General features: G+C 40.6%; 9 protein-coding genes. All 9 read left to right on the top strand.

From position 1 onward, the window contains the following. The 9 genes from L877_RS13815 to L877_RS0103345 all read left to right on the top strand — a co-directional run bounded on the left by L877_RS13815 (position 1) and on the right by L877_RS0103345 (position 20580). On the top strand, positions 1-2316 hold the full coding sequence (locus tag L877_RS13815) for a leucine-rich repeat protein (RefSeq protein WP_084554751.1): 2316 nt from the start codon (positions 1-3) through the stop codon (positions 2314-2316). Then, positions 2306-3505: an AAA family ATPase gene (locus L877_RS0103310; protein WP_026834879.1), complete on the top strand. Its 1200-nt coding sequence runs from the start codon at positions 2306-2308 to the stop codon at positions 3503-3505. The genes L877_RS13815 and L877_RS0103310 overlap by 11 nt, the downstream gene beginning before the upstream one ends. Next, on the top strand, positions 3502-4671 hold the full coding sequence (gene nifS / locus L877_RS0103315) for a cysteine desulfurase NifS (RefSeq protein WP_026834880.1): 1170 nt from the start codon (positions 3502-3504) through the stop codon (positions 4669-4671). The genes L877_RS0103310 and nifS overlap by 4 nt, the downstream gene beginning before the upstream one ends. A 232-nt stretch (positions 4672-4903) precedes the next feature. Further along, positions 4904-5395, top strand: a complete 492-nt coding sequence (locus L877_RS13340) for a cell wall hydrolase (protein WP_026834881.1) — start codon at positions 4904-4906, stop codon at positions 5393-5395. An 887-nt stretch (positions 5396-6282) separates the two neighbouring features. Further along, on the top strand, positions 6283-7044 hold the full coding sequence (locus tag L877_RS0103325) for a hypothetical protein (protein ID WP_026834882.1): 762 nt from the start codon (positions 6283-6285) through the stop codon (positions 7042-7044). Between the two features lie 313 nt (positions 7045-7357). After that, complete coding sequence (locus L877_RS0103330; RefSeq protein ID WP_026834883.1) at positions 7358-8479, top strand: hypothetical protein; 1122 nt, start codon at positions 7358-7360, stop codon at positions 8477-8479. Positions 8480-8493: 14 nt separating this feature from the next. Continuing rightward, positions 8494-9378, top strand: a complete 885-nt coding sequence (locus L877_RS0103335) for a hypothetical protein (protein WP_026834884.1) — start codon at positions 8494-8496, stop codon at positions 9376-9378. Positions 9379-9397: 19 nt separating this feature from the next. Next, on the top strand, positions 9398-10426 hold the full coding sequence (locus L877_RS0103340; RefSeq protein ID WP_026834885.1) for a hypothetical protein: 1029 nt from the start codon (positions 9398-9400) through the stop codon (positions 10424-10426). 50 nt (positions 10427-10476) lie between these two features. Next, entirely contained in the window at positions 10477-20580 is a 10104-nt protein-coding gene (locus tag L877_RS0103345) for a hypothetical protein (RefSeq protein ID WP_026834886.1), read from the top strand. Positions 20581-20616 lie beyond the last annotated feature (36 nt).

Below are 20616 nucleotides of genomic sequence, written 5' to 3' on the forward strand. Positions count from 1 at the left end.
ATGTGGTATTGGTACAGAGAAGATGATGATGGAATAACTGTCTTGCGAGTTTGGCACGATAGTCCAAGTCTTGCTATAGCAGAAAGAATCGAGGGGAAAAAAGTAGTGGGTCTTGCTCCCTATTGTTTTTCTGAAAAGTGTAAATATTCCGGCGACGAGGAATTTGTCAAAATTGCAGAGGTAAATAGCGAGATTTCGAGAAGTTCTACGAAAGTAGAATTCGATGAAACGCTTTCTTCAGGGAAAATCAAATCTGCCGGCGGAGACTATCTTCAGGAAATCATACTTCCCACATCATTAAAAAGTATCGGGGATTTATGCTTCTACCAATGTAGAAAACTTATCAGTATAGAGTTTGGAAGCGAAGAAATCGACATCGGAAGCGATGCATTTATGAACTGTCGCTGCTTCAAGACAATTAAGATTAGAGGAGTGCTTGGTAAACCATCAGGACTTCGGGGAATACTAGCTCAGAGGAGTCAGGCTATGGATGTATTCTTTGATGACGGAGCAGTTCACTTCCCAGAGTATTCTGAACAATATGAGTTGATTGGTCCCGCCCATATATTTGAGTTGAATGTAGAGGGAGAGGGCTTTCGCGCGAGACAGTGTTTCGCGGGAGAAGTATTCCAGGTTGACAGATATGATGAGGTTTTTTCAAAGGGAGCAGATGTGGAGAGCATAGGGACTCTCTGCAAAATCGCCTTTTTGAGGCTATCTAATCCAGCTAACTTGGCCCCAAGCCATAAAAAGAATTATAGAGAGATTCTTCTGGCGCATATTTCCCAAATGAGCGAACTTATGATAAAACATCAGAATATGACGGTTCTAGATGAGATGATGCGAGATGGTTTGTTGACTGAGGAAAATTTGCAAGAGGTCATAAGAGTATTTTCCAGATCAAAGTGGATACAGGGAATAAGAAATTTGCTGGCCATTATTCCTGCTACGACAGGAGTAGAACCTAGTAAAAAGAAGGTCAGTAAGAATAATGTCAAGAAGAAAAAAATAGAGTTTACAGAGGAGAATATTCATCAGACAGATGATATTAGGTGGGAGATGGGAGTTTGTGACAAGATTCTCAGATATGTCAGAGATGAATTGTTTATGGACTTTAGATTTATGACAATAGCTCTGTCAGCCCTTGAGTACAAGAGAGGCGAGAACCTTGGAACCATGGCAACCAATGGGGAGAACATGTACTATAGCTCCGAACAACTCATGAGAGTTTTCGAGAAGAATCCCAGGTATTTGAACAGGTTGTACCTCCATACAGTTCTTCATTGCCTTTTTTCGCACCTTTGGATAGCAGGGACCAGAGATAGGTTTAAGTGGATGGTTGCCTGCGACATTGCGGTGGAGTATACTATCGATCACATGAATAAGCCAAGCGTAAGTAGGATTCTCGGACTTTTGCGACAAAACTTTTATGCGGAGTTGAAAAGAGAGGATATTCCCGTATCTGCTCCCGCGATATATAGCTACATAGATAGATTGCCATTGCCAAGGCTACGGGAGCTTCACTTGGAATTCTTTGCAGATGATCACGGAATGTGGCCAAAACCGGAAGAAATGGACGACAAACAGTTTGTTCTACAGCAGCAGTGGAGCAATATGGGCAGGCAAACTCAGATGGAAGAGAAGCGAAAAGGAAGCCAAGATGAGGAGGATGAAGAGAGTCTTCTTGCCAAGCAGATAAGAGTTGCCAGAGGAAGAAGAAACTACAGGGATTTTCTCAGGCAGTTCACGGTAATGCGCGAAGAGATGGGGATAGATATGGATGAATTTGACATGGGATACTATACTTATGGACTGTCAATTTATGGGAACATGCCACTTATAGAACCCATGGAGACCAGAGAAGTTAAGAAGATAAAAGACGTGATTATAGCGGTGGATACAAGTTATTCTACAAGTGGAGAATTGATCAGAAACTTCCTCAAGGAGACTTTCACACTACTGTCTGATGAGAGCAACTACTTTAGAAACTTTAGAATCCACATAATACAGGCAGACGAGAAGGTTCAGTCGGATAGTATCATCACATCGGTGAGAGATATAGACGGAATATTTGACAACTTCGAGATCAAGGGCGGAGGCAATACTGATTTTCGTCCGGTGTTCGAATATGTGGCGAAACTAGAGGAAGCAGGAGAGTTTGAGGATTTGTGTGGTCTGTTGTATTTTACGGATGGGAAGGGAGTCTACCCTAGTAGAAAACCTTCGTTTAAGACTGCATTTTTGTTTATGGACGAGTACGATGAAGATAAGGTACCTGCATGGGCCATAAGAGAGGATTTAAGTTATGAATATTAGAGATGCAAAAGAAGAAATAATCAATACTATAAAAGTTTACCTTGAGAGGGACAAAGAGGGAAATTATCGAATTCCCAGAGTCAGGCAGCGTCCGATTCTCATGATAGGACCTCCCGGAGTGGGGAAAACTCAGATTATAGAGCAGATTGCTGAGGAGTGTCAGGTGGGGCTGGTTTCGTATACCATCACCCATCATACCAGACAAAGCGCCGTGGGCCTGCCATTTATCAAGGAGGAGGAGTTTGAAGGAGAAAAATATTCCGTCACCGAGTATACAATGAGCGAAATCATAGCCAGTGTCTACAGGCAGATGCGGGAGACCGGAAAGAAAGAGGGAATTCTATTTATAGATGAGATCAACTGTGTGTCAGAAACCCTCGCCCCAACTATGTTGCAGTTCCTTCAGTGTAAGCGCTTTGGCAATCAAGATGTACCCGAGGGATGGATTATTGTAGCTGCGGGAAATCCGGTGGAATATAACAAATCTGTCAGAGAATTTGACGTGGTTACCCTTGACCGCGTTCGCCAGATAGATGTACAGGCCGATTACCGCGTGTGGAAGGAATATGCCAGAGAAGTTGGGATTCATAGGGCAATCCTGGGATATCTTGAATTGTATCCGAAGAATTTTTATAGGATAGAAGCTGACGTTGATGGCATGAAATACGTTACTGCCAGAGGTTGGGAGGATCTCAGCAACTTGCTTACGCTATACGAGGAGAAGGGCTTTAAGATCACCACCGACATTCTCAGAGAATATATAGCTCATGAGGATGTGGCGGAGGACTTCTACGCATATCTCGACCTTTTCCATAAGTACAGAGAAGAGTATCCTATCGGAGATATTTTTGCCGGAACAGTAAACAGTCAGATATATGAGCGCTTGACTAGAGCGGGATTCGATGAGAAAATAACAGTAGTAGAGCTTTTGGTGGATGGGTTGACAACATTATATGATCAGCTTGAATCCGCGGAATATTTGTCTGCTTCGCTTGAAAATGCATTCTCCTTTGTGGAAAGTGCATTCGGCGATGAGGAAGAAATGGTCCTATTCGTGACGGAAATCACCATGATTCCAAAGCTTGTAATGTTTTTGGCGGAGCATCCAAGTGAATCATATCTGGTTCACAGCGAGAAATTGTTGGCCCAGGAGAGAAGAAGAGAGATTTTGAGGGAAATGAAAAAATGAATGATTTAATTTATCTTGACAATGCCGCTACCACTCGAACTAAGCCGGAGGTAGTGGAGAAGATGTTGCCGTACTTTACGGAGAATTTTGGCAATCCATCGGCCATCTATGATTTTGCTGCTAGGAACAAAAAAGCCATTAATGACAGCAGACAGATAGTTGCAAAGGCCTTAAATGCTGACATGAGAGACATATACTTTACGTCTGGCGGAACGGAGTCGGACAACTGGGCGCTTGTGGCAATCGCCGAAAACTATGCCTCCAAGGGGAAGCATATCATAACCACCAAGATAGAGCATCATGCTGTACTTCACACATGCCAATACTTAGAAAAGCAACGTGGTTTTGAGGTTACTTACCTAGACGTGGATGAGAGTGGAATTCTGGACATTTCAAAGTTGGAGAGCGCCATCAGACCCGATACAATCCTCATATCGGTAATGTTTGCCAACAATGAGATTGGAACAATTCAGCCCATAGCTGAGATTGGCGCCCTGGCAAGAGAAAGAGATATCGTATTTCACACGGATGCAGTTCAGGCCTTTGGCCACGTTCCAATCGATGTGGAAACCATGAACATAGACCTTCTCAGCGCCAGCGGCCACAAATTCGGCGGCCCCAAGGGCGTGGGAATACTCTATGCAAGAAACGGCATTAACATCAAGTCCTTTATGCACGGAGGAGCGCAGGAAAGAAATAGACGCCCGGGCACGGAAAATGTTCCGGCAATCGTTGGCCTCGGCGAGGCCGTGAGAATTGCAACAAGCCATATGGCGGAAAATGCAGAGAAGACTCGAAAGGTCAGAGATTATATAATTGATGATATTCTCGCGGACGTAGACCATTGTACATTGAACGGCCACAGAGAGAAGAGACTTCCCAACAATATCAACATGAGCTTTAACTTCATCGAGGGTGAATCCCTTCTAATAATGCTTGACATGGAGGGAATATGTGCCTCCAGTGGTTCTGCATGTACCTCTGGTGCCGTGGAGCCATCTCATGTTTTGCAGGCTATAGGCCTTTCGGAGGAGATGGCCAAGGGCTCTGTCAGAATGACCCTTGATGAGAACATTTCTCTGGAAGACGCGAAAAAAGTTTGTAACAAATTGAAAGAAATTATTAACAGACTCAGAAGTATGTCTCCGGCGTACAAAAATATGTAAAATATTAAATACAATTCAATAATATAGCGCAAATCACCCTGTAATCGCATGCAGGGTGATTGTTATATAATTTTTTTTCCAAAAAAGCCTTGACAAATTTTACAAACATGTTATAATTATTACATAAATGTTACAAATTGTAACAAAAAATATTCAAAATGTTGCGCATATATTTAACAAAAACACAATATTTTGTGTGACATTGCAAGATTAAAGGAGATTATTGATTAACATGTTTACTAAGAAAATAATCAGGGTGGTTTGTTCTTTGGCAATTGTAATGATGTTGGCGATGTGTGTTAAGACAACAGATAGTTCAGCAGCAAAGAGAAGGTATACAACTAATGACTTAAAGTACATGGCAGCAATTATTTATTGTGAAGCCGGCATTGAACCATATGCAGGAAAGCTTGCAGTAGGATGCGTTATCATGAACAGAGTAAAGTCTCGTTCATTCCCTAACAAGATCCTCTCAGTTATTAAGCAACCTCACCAGTTTGGACCTGTAAGTCAGGGCAAGTTCCAGAGAGAGCTTAAGAGAATGGAGAAGGGAATGTACTCAAGAGGTCAGAGAAGAAATTCTCTTAAGGCTGCCCAGGAAGTTCTCGAGGGTCAGAGAAATATCAAGTATGCCGGAAAGAGAGTAAACTTCAGCAGATTCCATTATTTCAACGGAACATTATCTTGTCCTAAGTTTAAGATCGCAGGACATCAGTTTAAATAATTGTCTTACGACCGCAGGGAGTAAGATAATAAACGCATAGCGCTGGGGGCTGTCGCACTAACAATTAAAAAATTGTTAGTGCGACAGCTCCTTTTTGTGTCCAAATTAGAGAGATTTTATTATTATTCTTTGTTAATTGAGCGTGAGGGGCATGCCTATTTGAAAAAAGAAGATTTGGCATGCCCCGAGATGGGGAGAGACTTGATTGATACGGCGTGAGGGGCATGCCTATTTGAAGAAAGAGGATTTGGCATGCCCCGAGATGGGGAGAGACTTGAGTGATACGGCGTGAGGGGCATGCCTATTTGAAAAAGAAGGATTTGGCATGCCCCGAGAGGGGAAAAGACTTGATTGATACGGCGTAAGGGGCATGCCTATTTGAAGAAAGATGATTTGGCATGCCCCGAGACGGGGAGAGACTTGATTGATACGGCGTGAGGGGCATGCCTATTTGAAAAAAGAGGTTTTGGCATGCCCCGAGATGGGAAAAGACTTGATTGATACGGCGTGAGGGGCATGCCTATTTGAAAAAAGATGATTTGGCATGCCCCGAGATGGGGAGAGACTTGATTGATACGGCGTGAGGGGCATGCCTATTTGAAAAAAGAGGTTTTGGCATGCCCCGAGAGGGGGGGAGAGACTTGAGTGAGCCTTCTGCCTGAATACTTCGATTCATACGATATCTCAGGTTTTTCGAAGCCTGAGATTTTTATCGGAAACGCATATCGCTGGTCTTACAAGCTTTGCTTGTAAGACAATTTTTAATATAATTTAAATACAAATGCAACAATTCTTAACAGTTCTGTTATGGACAAAGTTGGGGGGTGTGCTATAATGATTAAGGATTTGAACCCAAGTCCAGATGAATTATTAAGGAGGAATATACTATGAGAAAAACAAAGTCATGCCTTATGGCAGGAGTGCTCGCACTTGCACTCGGAGTAGGAACAGTAGGAGGTTTTGGTGCTAACATATCACAGGCTGCAAAGTCAGCTTATTCTGTTTGCACAGACAAGTCAACAAAGGAAGTTGAGTCATTTGCCAAGGAAGTTAAAAAGGCAGTGATGAACGATGATTGGAAGACATTAGCAGATAAGATTTCTTACCCAATCAAAATCTACGATCAGAAAATCAAAAACAAGAAAGCATTCATCAAGAAAATGAAGAATTCTGATTTGGAGGAACAATTCTTCCAGGAAATCGGAAAAGAAGACTGCAAGAAAATGTTTAGTAACTGGCGCGGAATCATGATGGGAAATGGCGAAATATGGATTGGAGAAGTCAACAAAGAACTCAAGGTAATCTCCATCAACTCACCATTTTCATCAAAAACAATTGGAAAACCCGGAAAAATCAAGTGGAGTAAACCATCCAAAAAGGATTCTGATGCCGTTGGAATCAAAGCTTCTTGGAAGAAAGTAAAGGGAGCCAAAGGTTATCAGGCAAAATTCTTCCTTTTCTGGCCATCAAACAAGAAGGATTCAGTAAAGAAGAATTTGAAGAAACCTAGCGCAACAGTTTACTTCCAAGACAACAAGGGAATCAAAGTCAAAGTAAGAGCATATAAGCTTGTCGACGGCGAAAAAGTCTATGGTAAATGGACTAAAGCAAAGCTCACAGCAGCACAAGCTAAGAAGTACATAGGATAAGATTTGAATACGGATGAATTGGTTAGAAAAGCCAATTCATCCGTATTATTTGTTGGGGGCGCGGAGCGAAGAGGCTTCAGAACACGGATGAATTGGCCCAAACAGCCAATCCATCCGTGATTCCCACCCAGACCGCGGAGCAAAGAAACCATCAAAAAACTTCTCATCAAAAATTCACCCCATATATTAAAAATACTTGAAAAATGTGGTATAATATTAAGTAATATTGACAATATGCCGATAAAATTATGGGTGCGTATGTGCATTTTGGGGATGGAGTGTATGAAGAAAAGTATGAAAGTGAGGTGAGCATATGTCCGATTACAGGGAAAACCAAACACTGGACAATTCAGAGAAAATGGTAAACCCAGAAAACCCAGAAAACCCAGAAAACTCTGAAAATCAGGAAACCCCAACCAACAGCAGGAAAAAGTCAATTGTTAAGATTGCCCTGTTGGTGTCACTTGCGGGAGTTATGCTCATTCTTGCTGCTATTGCTTGGTTTTCTATGAGCAAAGAAGCGACTGGCAATATGGATATGCAGGCGGGAGATACCTTCTATGAATTGCAAGTTGAGGGGACTAAAGTAGAGAATTCAGGTATTTATAGTTTGATAGATGGTGAGGAGAGTGAGACTGAGTTTACGTCAGGTGTTCAGCAGAGAGATGGAGATGACAATCTGGTGGATATCTATCGCACGGATACAAACAACATGAGTATTAAGTGGAGAAAGAGCTCGGGGAGTAATGGAAGTCTTGAGCCAGACTCTTCAGGGCAGTTGAGTTTCTCTGTAATACCGAAGGTTTCGGGAAGGTTGAATCTACACTTTGACTTTTCCATAAGGGGTTATCATGCGACATATGACAATCAGAATCCGCCACAGCTCAAGAAACTTTATGAGATCAATGATTCCTTAGAGCCAAGTGGCGCCAATGAACTGACAGCGGAGTTGATTGCTAAGAAGAAGAGAGCTGTTGGTCATGTAAATGGCCATATTTTGTTTTTTAAGAAGTTTTCCAATGGAAAATATTCCGGCTTTTTGGGGCATGATCAGGTGAGCTTTGAGGATTTACTTGAGTCCGAGAATAAGAATGTTGTTGCAGGTCAGGCTTATCCTGTTACAATTTATTGGAAATGGGCAAATACATTTGCTTCGTTGGTGGGAAATTCCAATTCCGGTTATAGCGATAACATGATTTTTAGTGATGATAATAGCACTGATAGAAACAAGATGAAACAGTACCTAAAGGATCCGGATAACAATGTGTTCTCGGGATTGTCGGCTTCGGAGATTTCATCGAATATGGATAATCTTGATGATAATGATGCGATGACTGCATTATCGGGAGCTTATGATGATGCGGATTTCCTGATAGGTGATAATCTGGCTTATATCTTAATTGAGATGGATTCAGATATAGGTCCTGCGTCGTGAAGGGAGGGTGCTTTGTGAATAAACAACAGAAAAAGGCAAAAGTCAGCTTGAGAAGACGAATCAAGGAGATGCCCTTGTCAAAGAAGATTCAATTGTGCGCAGCATCCTTGGTTACGTTAGGAATACTGGTTATGATTCCTATACTGGCTTGGTTTGCCAATCAGAGGAAGTTGGCGGAGCTTGAGGCAATCAAGTCGCCGGACTTGCTATATATAACATCAGCCAATGTAGAGGCAGTCAAAAATATTGATATGTCCGGAATAGATGTGGAAGCCACAAAGTCAGTAAATGGTGTGGAAACGCCGATTACTAATAAGCTTTTTCCATTTTGTGTGGCGGGAGAGTACGTAAGTAAGTTTACTCTTCAGTTGGCTCATACAACCAACAATCCGTTTAAGTATGAGGTATATGAGGGCAAGGTGTTTACAAGTGAAGATGATGCGATACAGTATGCGGCTAACAAAAATACGGAGTATGTTACGTATACTGTGACTTGCAATCTTGACGGGATAGTGATTCCTGGTCTAACTAGGACAAGTGTTACAAAAGGTGAAAAGCTATACATAGTGAAGGGAAGTAGCTTGCAGTCTGGGTCAGCCGACAATACGGGGGGATACCAGGGGGCATATCTCAATAAATCAGGGGATGGAAGAACTGCTTCTGACAAGTATCATGAGGAATCCTATGGAAATGAAGGAGGAACTTATGACATTCTCAAGAACTATGAAGAAGCTTTGTATTGGCAGTGTAGGGATATTCAAAGTGTGGACAATCTTCTTGACCACGATGAAGCATTTTTCAGAACATTTATCATCGATGTGTCATGGGATGGTGTGACAATATCCAATAACAAAGAGACGGATATTGTATATATTATGGCATACAGTGGTGCACAGTAAGAGATAGGAGGTGTGGCTTTTGAAGAGGCTTTTATCAAAAATCAAGAAAAATTGGATAATGGTATGGCTTGTTCTTGCAGCCACAGCTTTGTGTTCTATGGTGGTATATGCCAGATATAGCAATGAGCACAATATCGTGAAGAGAGTCGTTGCCACAGATAAGGATTTGGCCAACAGATTTACATCAAATTACCTCTCGACGGGAACTATTATGCTCAAAACTCAGACAGTGCCGGTGGATTCCACTGATGATCCGGAGATAGAGATTAGTATATGGAATTATAATCATAAAAATCCAACAAAGTACTACAAATCCGACATTAATTATACCTTAGATATGGTATTTACAAATACTGAGGGGACGGCACTTACAAGTTCACAGGTGGAGAATTTGATCGGAAATGATGAGGTGGAGATATATAAAATCACCAAAAATGCGGATCAGACTGTGAGTGAGACTTTGCTTGTAAAGATTAGCAAAGACAGTATAAGCGGAACATTTAACGAGGTAATCAAAGCTCAGAAAAACATAGGAACAGAGAATAAATACAAGTTGGTTTTGCCCAATTCTAGTGTAGGCAAGGATATTGCGGTCAAGGTGACGGCCACACCCGGCAGTGAGTATCATGATCTTCCGGGGGCGATTGCGGCAATGTTCAATGCTGAAAGCCAGACAATCATACTGGGCAAAGGATGGATGGGAAGTATTAATGATGATGAAAATATTCCGCTAAGTAAGTACGAGGGATTTAACTATAGTATAACAGGTAGTGGAGCTTCATCAGGAACTCTCAAGTGGAGAAAAGATTTGATAGAGTTAAACAAGGATGAGATAGAGGAGTTGTTCTCGATTGATGTGAATGACAGCTCCAATTATAGCGATGATGGAAACTTCAGGACGATAGAATTATCCAGTCTGTCATCAGCTGATAATGCAGGTAGATATGATTTTCAGTTTTATATCAAGAATAAAGCTGCTAAGACAGCCATCTCCGGCATGACTTGGAGCGATTTTAAAAAGATAATAGTATTCAAGGAGAATGATTAAGAGAGGATAGAAATACCGGACAGAGAAGCAATACAGAATCGAGGTAGACTATGATGAGAAAAAGGATTAAGGAAAACAGAAGAGAAAATAGAAAATATTCCGTCAAGGATATCAAGAAAAGGGCTATCAGCTTAGCTCTTGCTTTTGCGCTGCTATTTACAGCAGAGCCTGTGTCAGTGCGCCTATGGAAAGCCAGCAACGAGGGCAGGGTTGTAAAGTCTGCGACAAAGTACGACGTAGGTGACTATCCGGTTGATGAAGTGGTTGACGGAAGAAATCTTATCAAGATCACATCAAAGAGAAATCTTATCTGGTATTCTCAGGCATATTATGAATTTGACGGTCATCAAAATGACCTCATAGAAATTAACTTCGGTGAAGGAACGACAACAGGCGAGTTTGAGGGATTTGAGAGTATTGGAACAAAGGAGAAACCATTTAGGGGAGATATAGTATTTGGACAGACGTCCACTTCTATATTTAACTTAGATTGTCCTTTTTTCGGATACGTATATGAGGACGTATCTATAACAGAGAAAAACACGGGAAATAGCAAAAATATCACCCTGACCAGAACTGATAACAACATCATGGCTCCGGTTTTTGCCAAGAAGGTTCTGAGCGATGGGGATTCTGATACAAAATCTGATTGGGATATCACCCTGGAACCATTTAATAAAAATAGTTTTAATTACATATATTCCATTGGTGGTATTATCGATGAGATTGATGCATCTGCCAATGTGAAGATCAAGATTGAGAATAATTCTGTTGATGGAGATAGAAAAACTCAGATATCAGGAACTGGTGACACAGGTCTTGTGTGTGGAAAGATGGGGCCTAAATCCACTTTGGAGGCCGACTACACGGGAAGCAATAAAGATTTTAAGATTACAACCAAGAGCGGAAATGTAGGCGGATTTGTTGGTTCTATGGCAGATGGTTCAAAACTTACTGTCAATATAGCCAAGAATAAGCATCCACAGGGGGATGGAGTCGAGATAACTTCAGAGAAGGATGGATATGCCGGTGGAATAGTCGGATATAATGACGGCGGAACCGTTAAGATAAATGAAGAAAAAGACGATGGAGCAGACCCTGCATTTGTCATTGGGCAGACTATCACGGGACAAAATGTAGGTGGCGTGTTCGGTTATTACAGACCATTTCACGAGGAAGATGAAAATGATGGAGTCTTCAAGAGTGTATTCGATGTGGATAAGTATGATATCCAGGCGTCTCTAGTTTTAAATAAGGCCGGCGGGTCAGTAGGCGGTCTTTTTGGTGTGCTTGAGAATAAGCAGAAGAGAATAGAAAATGATGAGGAGACGGAGCTCACAGGTGGCGAGATAATCATCAAATCCAAGGACAATGCTCATGATGAGATTACATGCAATTACTCCGGTGAAAAGGCGGATAATCTCGGAGGTCTTATAGGAAAATATTCCGCCAAGGATTTGAAGAATACACTAAGAATCAATAGTTTATCTGCGGTAGTGAATAAAGATGATGGAGTGAAAAACTATGGTGGATGCATAGGTTATATACAGGGGACATCCTATGTAAATGCCAAGAATTTCAAGCTGAATAAAGCAACCAACTTAGCAGAAGGAGTTGAGACTTTTGGTGGTGTTGTTGGTGCCACCAATTATGGATATCTATATGTGGATGGAGTGAATATAGGCACGGCTGACAATGGAATCGGAACATTTGGCGGCGGTGGAATAGTGGGAAATCTCAACCACGGTGTACTGGGAATGGGAGGAAATATCAATCTTAAGTACTCGACTCCAAACGATAATAGTGGTTGCATCGTTGGAAGCAGAGACAATGCCCTTGTATATGCGGATGAGGACTTTGTATATACCAAGAAATCAGGGCTTGAAGTGGATAATATCGGAAGTTACGGAGATGTGATGGTATTTGGCGACAAATTGATCAAGGATGTTGTATTTACCGAGAACGAACATGCCATAACTATTGGTGAGGTTGACAAGGAGAATATTGAAACAGTAGAGGATTATGCCAAGGCTTCAATTCTCTTCCAGATAGAAATTGGTGGCGATGGAAAAAACAAGGTTTTATCCGGAACCAATATAGCTGAAAATGCTAATATCAAGTTTAAAAGTGGTGCAACTATCAATCTAGAGGGAACTGGTCTCAGAGGAATAACAAGAGATAATGGAAGTAAGTTGGTTGAGTACAAGGGTGTTGTGTCAGCCACGGCTTCTGCAAAGTGTAAGATTGTATTTGACACAAAGAATGTGGGAGGAAATCCGGTATATAGGCATAAACTCACTGGTCTTTTTGGAATAATAAATAATTCAGGTGATAAAAAAGTAGCTAGTGGCTTATCACTTGGAGGAAGTATCTTAGTCAAGGCTAAAACTGATAAAATGTATGTTGGTGCGCTTGCGGCAGAGGCTACAGGATACCTTGAGATTTCAGATGTGGATACAACGAGTGATCTTGCTATAACCGTAGATGGTGGCTCGGCAATAATGGTGGGAAGATATGTAGGTTCTTGTACTGTGAATATAAATAATATTAAAATCTCTGATTGCATCGCCGATGGAGAGATAAGTGGCGCGAATTCTAATGCAAGCACATGTTTTGGTGGAGTTATAGGAAAGATTGAACATAAAGCCGATGCGACAGTATCTTGGGATTTTAAGGATATTACATTAAAGGGAACCATAAAGAGTACAGTAGATAAAGATAAAGATAAAGCTGAAAGTCGATTATCGGGACTTGTCTCTGATATTGCAGGATATGATAATCCATCAAGCAAGAACAAAAGAAAGCTCACTCTTGATAATGTTTCTCTCAACGGGATAAAAATCCAGGGGAAAACTAATACGAATATGGGTGGCCTACTTGGATATCAGTGGGAGTTGACAGATGTAGATGTGAAGAATGTCAGTGCAACCGGAACCCCGACGGTAGAATTAACATCCGGAACGGGAGCTGTTACTGGTTTAGTTTACAAAGCTACCGGATGTTGGGATATAGAGAGTCTTGATCTGAGAGGAATTAAGATCGATGCTAAAAATGCTTCTTCAGTTGGAGTGATTGTAAATACGGGAAAATCAGGAAATAATGGTATATATCTGAAGCTGACTGCAGATAGTGATTACAAGCTGAGCTTTGCAGATGGAACAGATGTATCAAAATCAGTTGATAATAAGCAATTTGATGAACTTGTGGCATATACAGCAGCATCTTCAAGCGATATTATGAACAATGGAAATGCCATTGTATCCGTATATACAGCCGGACTGAGGATGGAAGATACGGCAGAAGACAGCCTTAGCTATGTGGCTAGAACTGAGCAAGGTAAGACAAGAAATAAAAATGCGAGATATTACTATAATCTCGACACAGTAACCAGTGATACGGCATCTGACCTTGACACTCCACAGAAGAAACTCATGAGTTGGGGAGTATATACTTATGCAAGTAAAAACTTAAAGTATTACTTTGCCGATCCATTTGAAAACAATATAACTAATCTTAATTATGACATGAAGGGATACAGCTGGTATCCAATTAATTATAGTTCTGATGTGACTATAGCAGGAACATTTAAATTCTACAATGAAGAGTTTGAAAAGTGTGAAGATGAGAGCAGCAATGCTTGGAGTTCACTTGAAGAATCTCAGCATTATATGATGCATAACGGAGTATTTTACAATGTTAGCAGGAATGTAAATATCGGAGAGTTGACTCTCCAGGGTAATATAGGAGCTACGGGGACTAATGGAACAGGTGCACTTGTATATGGAACTGTATCCGGTTCGTCCTCAGCGTCTTCGGGAATAACCAATATATCATCACTCAGTGGAAGCATAAACTTAGATGGAATTCGAGTACACAACTTTGCATCTAAGTCTAGTTCGTATGCTCCGCTGTTGATAAATAAAGTGAATAATTTTGTAACGCTGAAAATCTCTAATGTGTCAACGAGTAATAAGTACAAAGATGGAAATAATACTATAGAAGCTGCTACAAGCTTAATTGGAAATGCCGGAGATAGTACGAACAATCAGTATATTAATGTGACATTTGCAGGAATTAAGCTCGATGCAAGAAGTAGCGAAAATGATCCGTCTGGTATTGCGGAGTCGGTATATAATACCACAAAGTCAATATTTACCAGATCCACATTATTAGAGCAGTTGCAATATACAGCCGGATCTTCAGGAACATATACATATACCTATGATGATGACTGGGGAACAGGGAATCACAATGTAACCTATGGTCTTGAGCTTTGGGATGGCTCTTCTGATGGATCTGACAAGCCGGACAATCATACATCGGGTAGAGACCAATATATAGGAGAGGAACATTGGTATATTAAAACTGCTTCTGATACGGAATTGAAATATACAAGCCCGACCAGCGCTTCTCAGAGTGAGCCATATGATTTCTCCAAGTTTTTGCCTTATGTGAAGCAGAGCAGTACAAAGCAGCAGATAAAAGATGAAACAGGAAATAAGCATCAGTTGCAGGTAAACCACCAGGCGGCTGAGAGAATATATGGATGTGGAACTTATAATGATCCATATATCATAACTAATGCCAATGACTTGGTAACGATTTCAAAGTGGCTCCAAAGTGCATCGAATTTTAATGGTGACGTGATAGACGCTCTTCCTAGTGATACATGGTGTGATGACAAGTCCGGGCATACTACTTATGTCCATGCTCCAGGAACAGGAAACTTCTATAAGTCAGGTGATGATAGTGTATCAATTACTGAAGAGAATATGAGAAAGTATCTTTCAAGGGCATACTATGAGATACCGGCGGGAACCAGTGAGATTGTTTTGGAAGCAAACAGTGGTTTTTTGGGCTTTGGTAGCAATGCGGCAGATAGTAGTTACTCATTTAGGGGAGTTATTGAGGGAAATGAAACTACAATCACCAACAAAACAGCTAATCCTTTGGTTGTACGCAGTAGAGGAAGTGTTGTAAGGGATTTGACAATTAATGTGGATGCCGATATTACTTTGAAAGATGCGACGGGAACATATGATTACAATACATCAGCCGGCGATAATGGCGCATACGGTGCAGTTATCAGCCATGTCTTGGGTGGAGATAATATAATTGACAATGTTCAGGTAAACTATGGCGATTCAGTGATTAAAACCAGGGGAGCGTGTGCTCAGTTTGAACCTGTGGGAGGTTATGTGGGTGTAGTGCTTCAGGGCGGTGTAATATTTAAGAATATGCTTTCAGGGCTAAGTGGTTTGGAGAGTAAAAATGTTACAGCTGTAAAGGGAGGTTCTAATCCAAATATCACATCCTACAACCAGTCAGTGCATACACAGAACATGGCTGAAGGAGACAACAACCTGTGGCTATATGTCAATCCGTTTGTCGGAAGAGTTATTCATGGATTTGCTGTCAATGAGACTACCAAGTATAATCCAAGAGAAGAGGATGCTACTCTGAAGAATGGTAAAAAGCACTATCCAATTGTGGATATTAAGAAGTATTCATCACTAACAGAAGATGACAAATTATCTGTAAGCAGTGGATTTGCCATTAGCATTCCAGACTCACAGTCGATGTTTTTGTTGTCATTGATAGTGAATGCAGGAATGGGCATTCTGACTAATACAACTAATACAACCAGTATTGGTACTAAAACCGGATACTTTAACAGTGATCAGACTACCAGAAGATCAGAATATAAGAAGATAGGCGATGACGGGTTAGAAGAGACATATGGAGATTATGTGGATTCAACCAAAGACACCAGTTCGACTTCAACTGTTGCAAATTATGTTCCTTATTTGGTTGCAAACTATACCAATGCAGTGAATGGCAATTATTATGCAAAGCAGATATCAAAGAAGGATTGTACTGTCGAATTGGAAAGCGGAGCTAACTATGATTTGCCGGATGGATTTAAGGGAATTGGAAGTTTTATTACATCAGATCATGTGTTAAAAGTGACAAAGTTTGACGGAAAAGGTGCAAAGGTGGCTCAGAATACAAGCTATACATATTATGTTAAGGGTAGAGATAAAGATCCCAAGTCGTATGATTTTGAAAATTACGAGCACTCAGATGATGTGGGCTTAGGACTAATAAATATTCAGAGTGGAACTACAAATTCATCATCGAAAGGATTTTATGATTTTATTCTTACCGGAAGCGTAAAAGCAAATTGTATAGACAGTAAAACAGGTGATGAAATATATTATGCGGCAACTAATGATACAGCATCTGATCCAGCTGACGGAGCAAATGTTGACATGAAAAAGATGATAAGTGTTGGTGGACTAATAGGTGTGTCTAAAAACAATCAATACATAGATAGTGTAGCTTTGCAGGATATAAATATAAAAGGTATAAGGTATTCTGGTGGATTAATTGGATTTGTATATCCACCAAAAAATACTACATATGATACAACAATTGAAAATACAAAGAAGAATCCTTCATATGGCATCAATGTCCATGGGGCAGCAAATGCTGGGGGAATGATAGGTAGATCTTTCGATGGAACGATAAAGATTGATAATGGAAATGCAACCTACAGTATTAAACAGGTGGTAAGTGAGTGCAAAGAAAGAACAACAGGTAAAGATTATCACTATGGTGTTGGAGGTTTTATAGGAAATTGCAGAGGAAACAGTGAAGGTACAACGATAAAGAATGTTATTGTTGGTACTGAAAATCAGGATGAATTGACTTTTGTTAAAAGCGAGCACGCACCGCTAAATACAGGTGGTCTTATTGGCATAATAAACAAGGGAAGTTTTAATATAGATAATTGTAAGATATACAATCAGTCGGTTAGCTCTAGTTATACAGTTGGTGGTTTGATAGGATATATAGCGTCAACTACGTCAACTAAAAAAGAATCTAAAATATCTAATGTTAGAGTTTTCTGTAGAGAGAACCTTGATGGAATAATAGAAAGTACCGATGAGGCTTCTGGCGGATTTGTAGGAGCGGCAAAGAGAGATGTAAAGGATATTACAATATCTGAAAGTGAGGTTAACGGTTATACAATAAGTGGAAAGAAATATGCCGGTGGAATTGTAGGATTATGGGGGCATGAACAAGACGCAGATGGAAAGAATAAATTGATTACCAAGAATGTAAATGTATCAAAGAATACAATTACAGCCACATCCACTACTAGTAATCAGGGATATGCCGGAGGTTTAATAGGATATATGACTTACACTGGCAGTTCGAATTCAAAACAGTTATATGGATACAATGTACTTGAAAGAAATATTACATTGAACGGAAATGGCAATAACGTGGGTAGTATTTGTGGAGGAGTCAAAGATGCAACTAACAATGTAATCAAGTTAGCAGGTTTCTCCCGCATTGATACCAGAGAAAACAGTGCAATGGTTCAAAATACCATTGGCGGTGGAGGTACTTATGGTACAGGTGGATATGTAGTATTTGCCGATTACAGAGGAGATGCTTTGGATGAAGATACTAGGAGCCAAACATTTTCTAATGTAAATAGTACCAATAACGTATTGGCAACGGCAGGAGGAGCAGTTACAGATAATAATCCATATGTTACATCTACGCTCCCATATGGAGATAAACTAGATGAGACCAATAAGTATTTCTTGACTTCAGATGGTATGAGCGAGGTACAAAAGGCTGGAAGTGGTAATACCACCAAGGTATTATCAAGGATTAATAGCGATATTAATTCAGAGAAACCGGGATACTACTTATATGCTAAGGATAATATAGATGATTATGAGTCAGCTTATTCGACTATAACAAGAAAACTCTCAACATTTTCCGAGGAAGCGGGAAGTAGTGTTGTGGCAGATAAGGATTTTCCTGTTCTAATAGTTGATGATTTGTATCCACCAAATGTTACTGAGCTTATAAATAATTATCTGAGATTATTGACCAATACAGATATGGATTTCCAGACCAATAATAGCAATGTATTTGAGGTAAAGTTAAGTAAGTGTACATACTCAGCAGATGGATCTACCCTCACGATAGATGGTAATTCCAGTTGTTTGAAGAATAAGGGAGATGGATTCTTCTCTATGAATTCAAGCGACACAGATACTGCATCAGAGACGCCACAGTTCTCTCTGATCGATGTACAGTTCAAAGATCCATCTACACCTAGTAAAGTGGCTTATCACCTCTATGTGCCTGTATATGTCAAAAAACTCTTGGAGTATGATTTTAGAATTAATCTGGCATCCGGAACTAATTATGTAGATACAATTCCTGTGACGGATATCAGGGAAAATACAATTCTTGAAAATCTTGGAACACCGCTCACTGCCGAGTTTGCATACTCATATAATAGAACGGGATCAGACTGGGCGGTAGCAGCACAATCAGGGGATTCCCTCTTAGATAATTACAGTAAAAAGCTCAATTTCTCTAACAGTTCTCTTGTGCTTGGAGGAGAAAAGGCGGGTATAGAGAGTGGAAATTCTGTATATGATTGCAAGACCAAGATGGTTTTGATTGATGTAAATGACAGCGGAAAATCATATTACCTTGATAAGTTAGATGAGACATCATTTAAGAAGAAGGGCACTTCTGACATTTGGGAGCTTGACTTACAAAAGTTCAAGGATATTAATGGAAATGCTTTTGAGCCGAAGAAATTCAATGATATGATGACAGTTACGGCGAGCAAGAGCACCAGCGGAACATTTGTCAAAGTATCAGATTACGGTGGAACGGCAACAGTAAAAGACAATAGCGGCGGGGCGAATGACGGAGTGAAGTTCAGGATGATTGATACTACAGCTCATCCTACGGACAGCAGTATACCTGCATCAGATAAATATGAGATAGATATTGATGCCAGTGACAATCTGACGGAGAGATACTTCCTCACCATATTTACAACTGCCAATTATGAGTCCGGCAGTAAGGCTGTTTACCATTATGATATAACTTGTCCGGAGACCATGGGAAGTACACCATATCCTTCGAGAGTATCTGATATACATCAGGATTCTCACTTTGTAACGGGTTATATCTATGACAATACCTTGACGGTGACTCCGGATACGGAGCTCAACATGAGTACGCTAGCTCATGCAGCGGGTGATGATTATGTGCTTAGGACTAATCTCAGTGCCACTATAGGTATAACAGAGGAGTCTGAGAATATAGTTAATACATATCTGACACAGATTAGTTCGATATCTATATTCCAGAGTTTGATGTTGAGTTTAGATAAGCATCAGGGCGGCAATAAGACTAGAGGAATTGAGGCTATAAAGAAGGCTGTTCCGACATCTTATACCATTAATGGCAAGGCTGCAACTAATGCGGATGAGGCGGGAATAGTTACTCCTAACTACATCGAATTTAGAAACAATGAGCAGCTTAGAATTAAGCTCGCTCAGGGAGTTGTAACCATATCTGCCGATGTGGAACTCACATTTACGGAAGATGATTTGAAGAAGCAGTTTTTGCCTGGTCCGGAGGATGGCGTGGGAACTTCGATAGTGGGATATTCCAACATTGCCTCCGATAATACCAAGACTGCATACAGTGAGGTTAGCAAAAAGTCAGAGGATAATCATTACTACTATTATGATGGTGCGGAGACTGCTGAACTTAATTATAATGCATATGCGGATAGTGAGATAGGTGATTATGGACAGTTGGGAATCAATGCCAAGGAGCTCGATGAGAATCCGGTTCCGATCACCTCGCTTGGATCTTATAATATTACACATTTCCAGTCTTCTGCGGCAAAAGCCAATTTTATCAAGTGTGAGATAGAGATGCTTTCCAATGATGATGGCTATTCCGAGAAGAAGGTTTTGGGCGAATTTCTCCAAAGCTTAAATGTCAGTGGAAAAACAAGTCCGGTATCCAGTCTTACACTGAGTAACTCTAAGAAGTGGACCTATGTGTTTAACAAATCAGCCTTTGATCTCAAGTCCGGTGTATACGAGATTCCGATTGATTTCAAAGTATATACCGGCCAAACAGATGAGTTCGAAGGTTCATCAAGAAAATATGCCAACTACGAGGTAAAACTTACAGTATCTATGCTTGAGACGCAGGATGGTAATCCGATAGATGGCTCAGAGCAGAGCGATTATATCAAGTATACTAACTCAAGAATATATACTGGAAGAGTTAATCCGAATAAATAAAAAACTTCATTGCAAACTTGGCGCCATTGGGGTATA

Origin of the sequence: Eubacterium xylanophilum ATCC 35991 (genome assembly GCF_000518685.1) — a bacterium.
GTDB lineage: Bacteria > Bacillota > Clostridia > Lachnospirales > Lachnospiraceae > Eubacterium_F > Eubacterium_F xylanophilum.

Coding starts and splice junctions, on each gene's coding strand:
- L877_RS13340 (WP_026834881.1), top strand. CDS start 4,904: ATGTTTACTAAGAAAATAATCAGGGTGGTTTGTTCTTTGGCAATTGTA.
- L877_RS0103345 (WP_026834886.1), top strand. CDS start 10,477: ATGATGAGAAAAAGGATTAAGGAAAACAGAAGAGAAAATAGAAAATAT.
- L877_RS13815 (WP_084554751.1), top strand. CDS start 1: ATGTGGTATTGGTACAGAGAAGATGATGATGGAATAACTGTCTTGCGA.
- L877_RS0103330 (WP_026834883.1), top strand. CDS start 7,358: ATGTCCGATTACAGGGAAAACCAAACACTGGACAATTCAGAGAAAATG.
- L877_RS0103325 (WP_026834882.1), top strand. CDS start 6,283: ATGAGAAAAACAAAGTCATGCCTTATGGCAGGAGTGCTCGCACTTGCA.
- L877_RS0103310 (WP_026834879.1), top strand. CDS start 2,306: ATGAATATTAGAGATGCAAAAGAAGAAATAATCAATACTATAAAAGTT.
- nifS (WP_026834880.1), top strand. CDS start 3,502: ATGAATGATTTAATTTATCTTGACAATGCCGCTACCACTCGAACTAAG.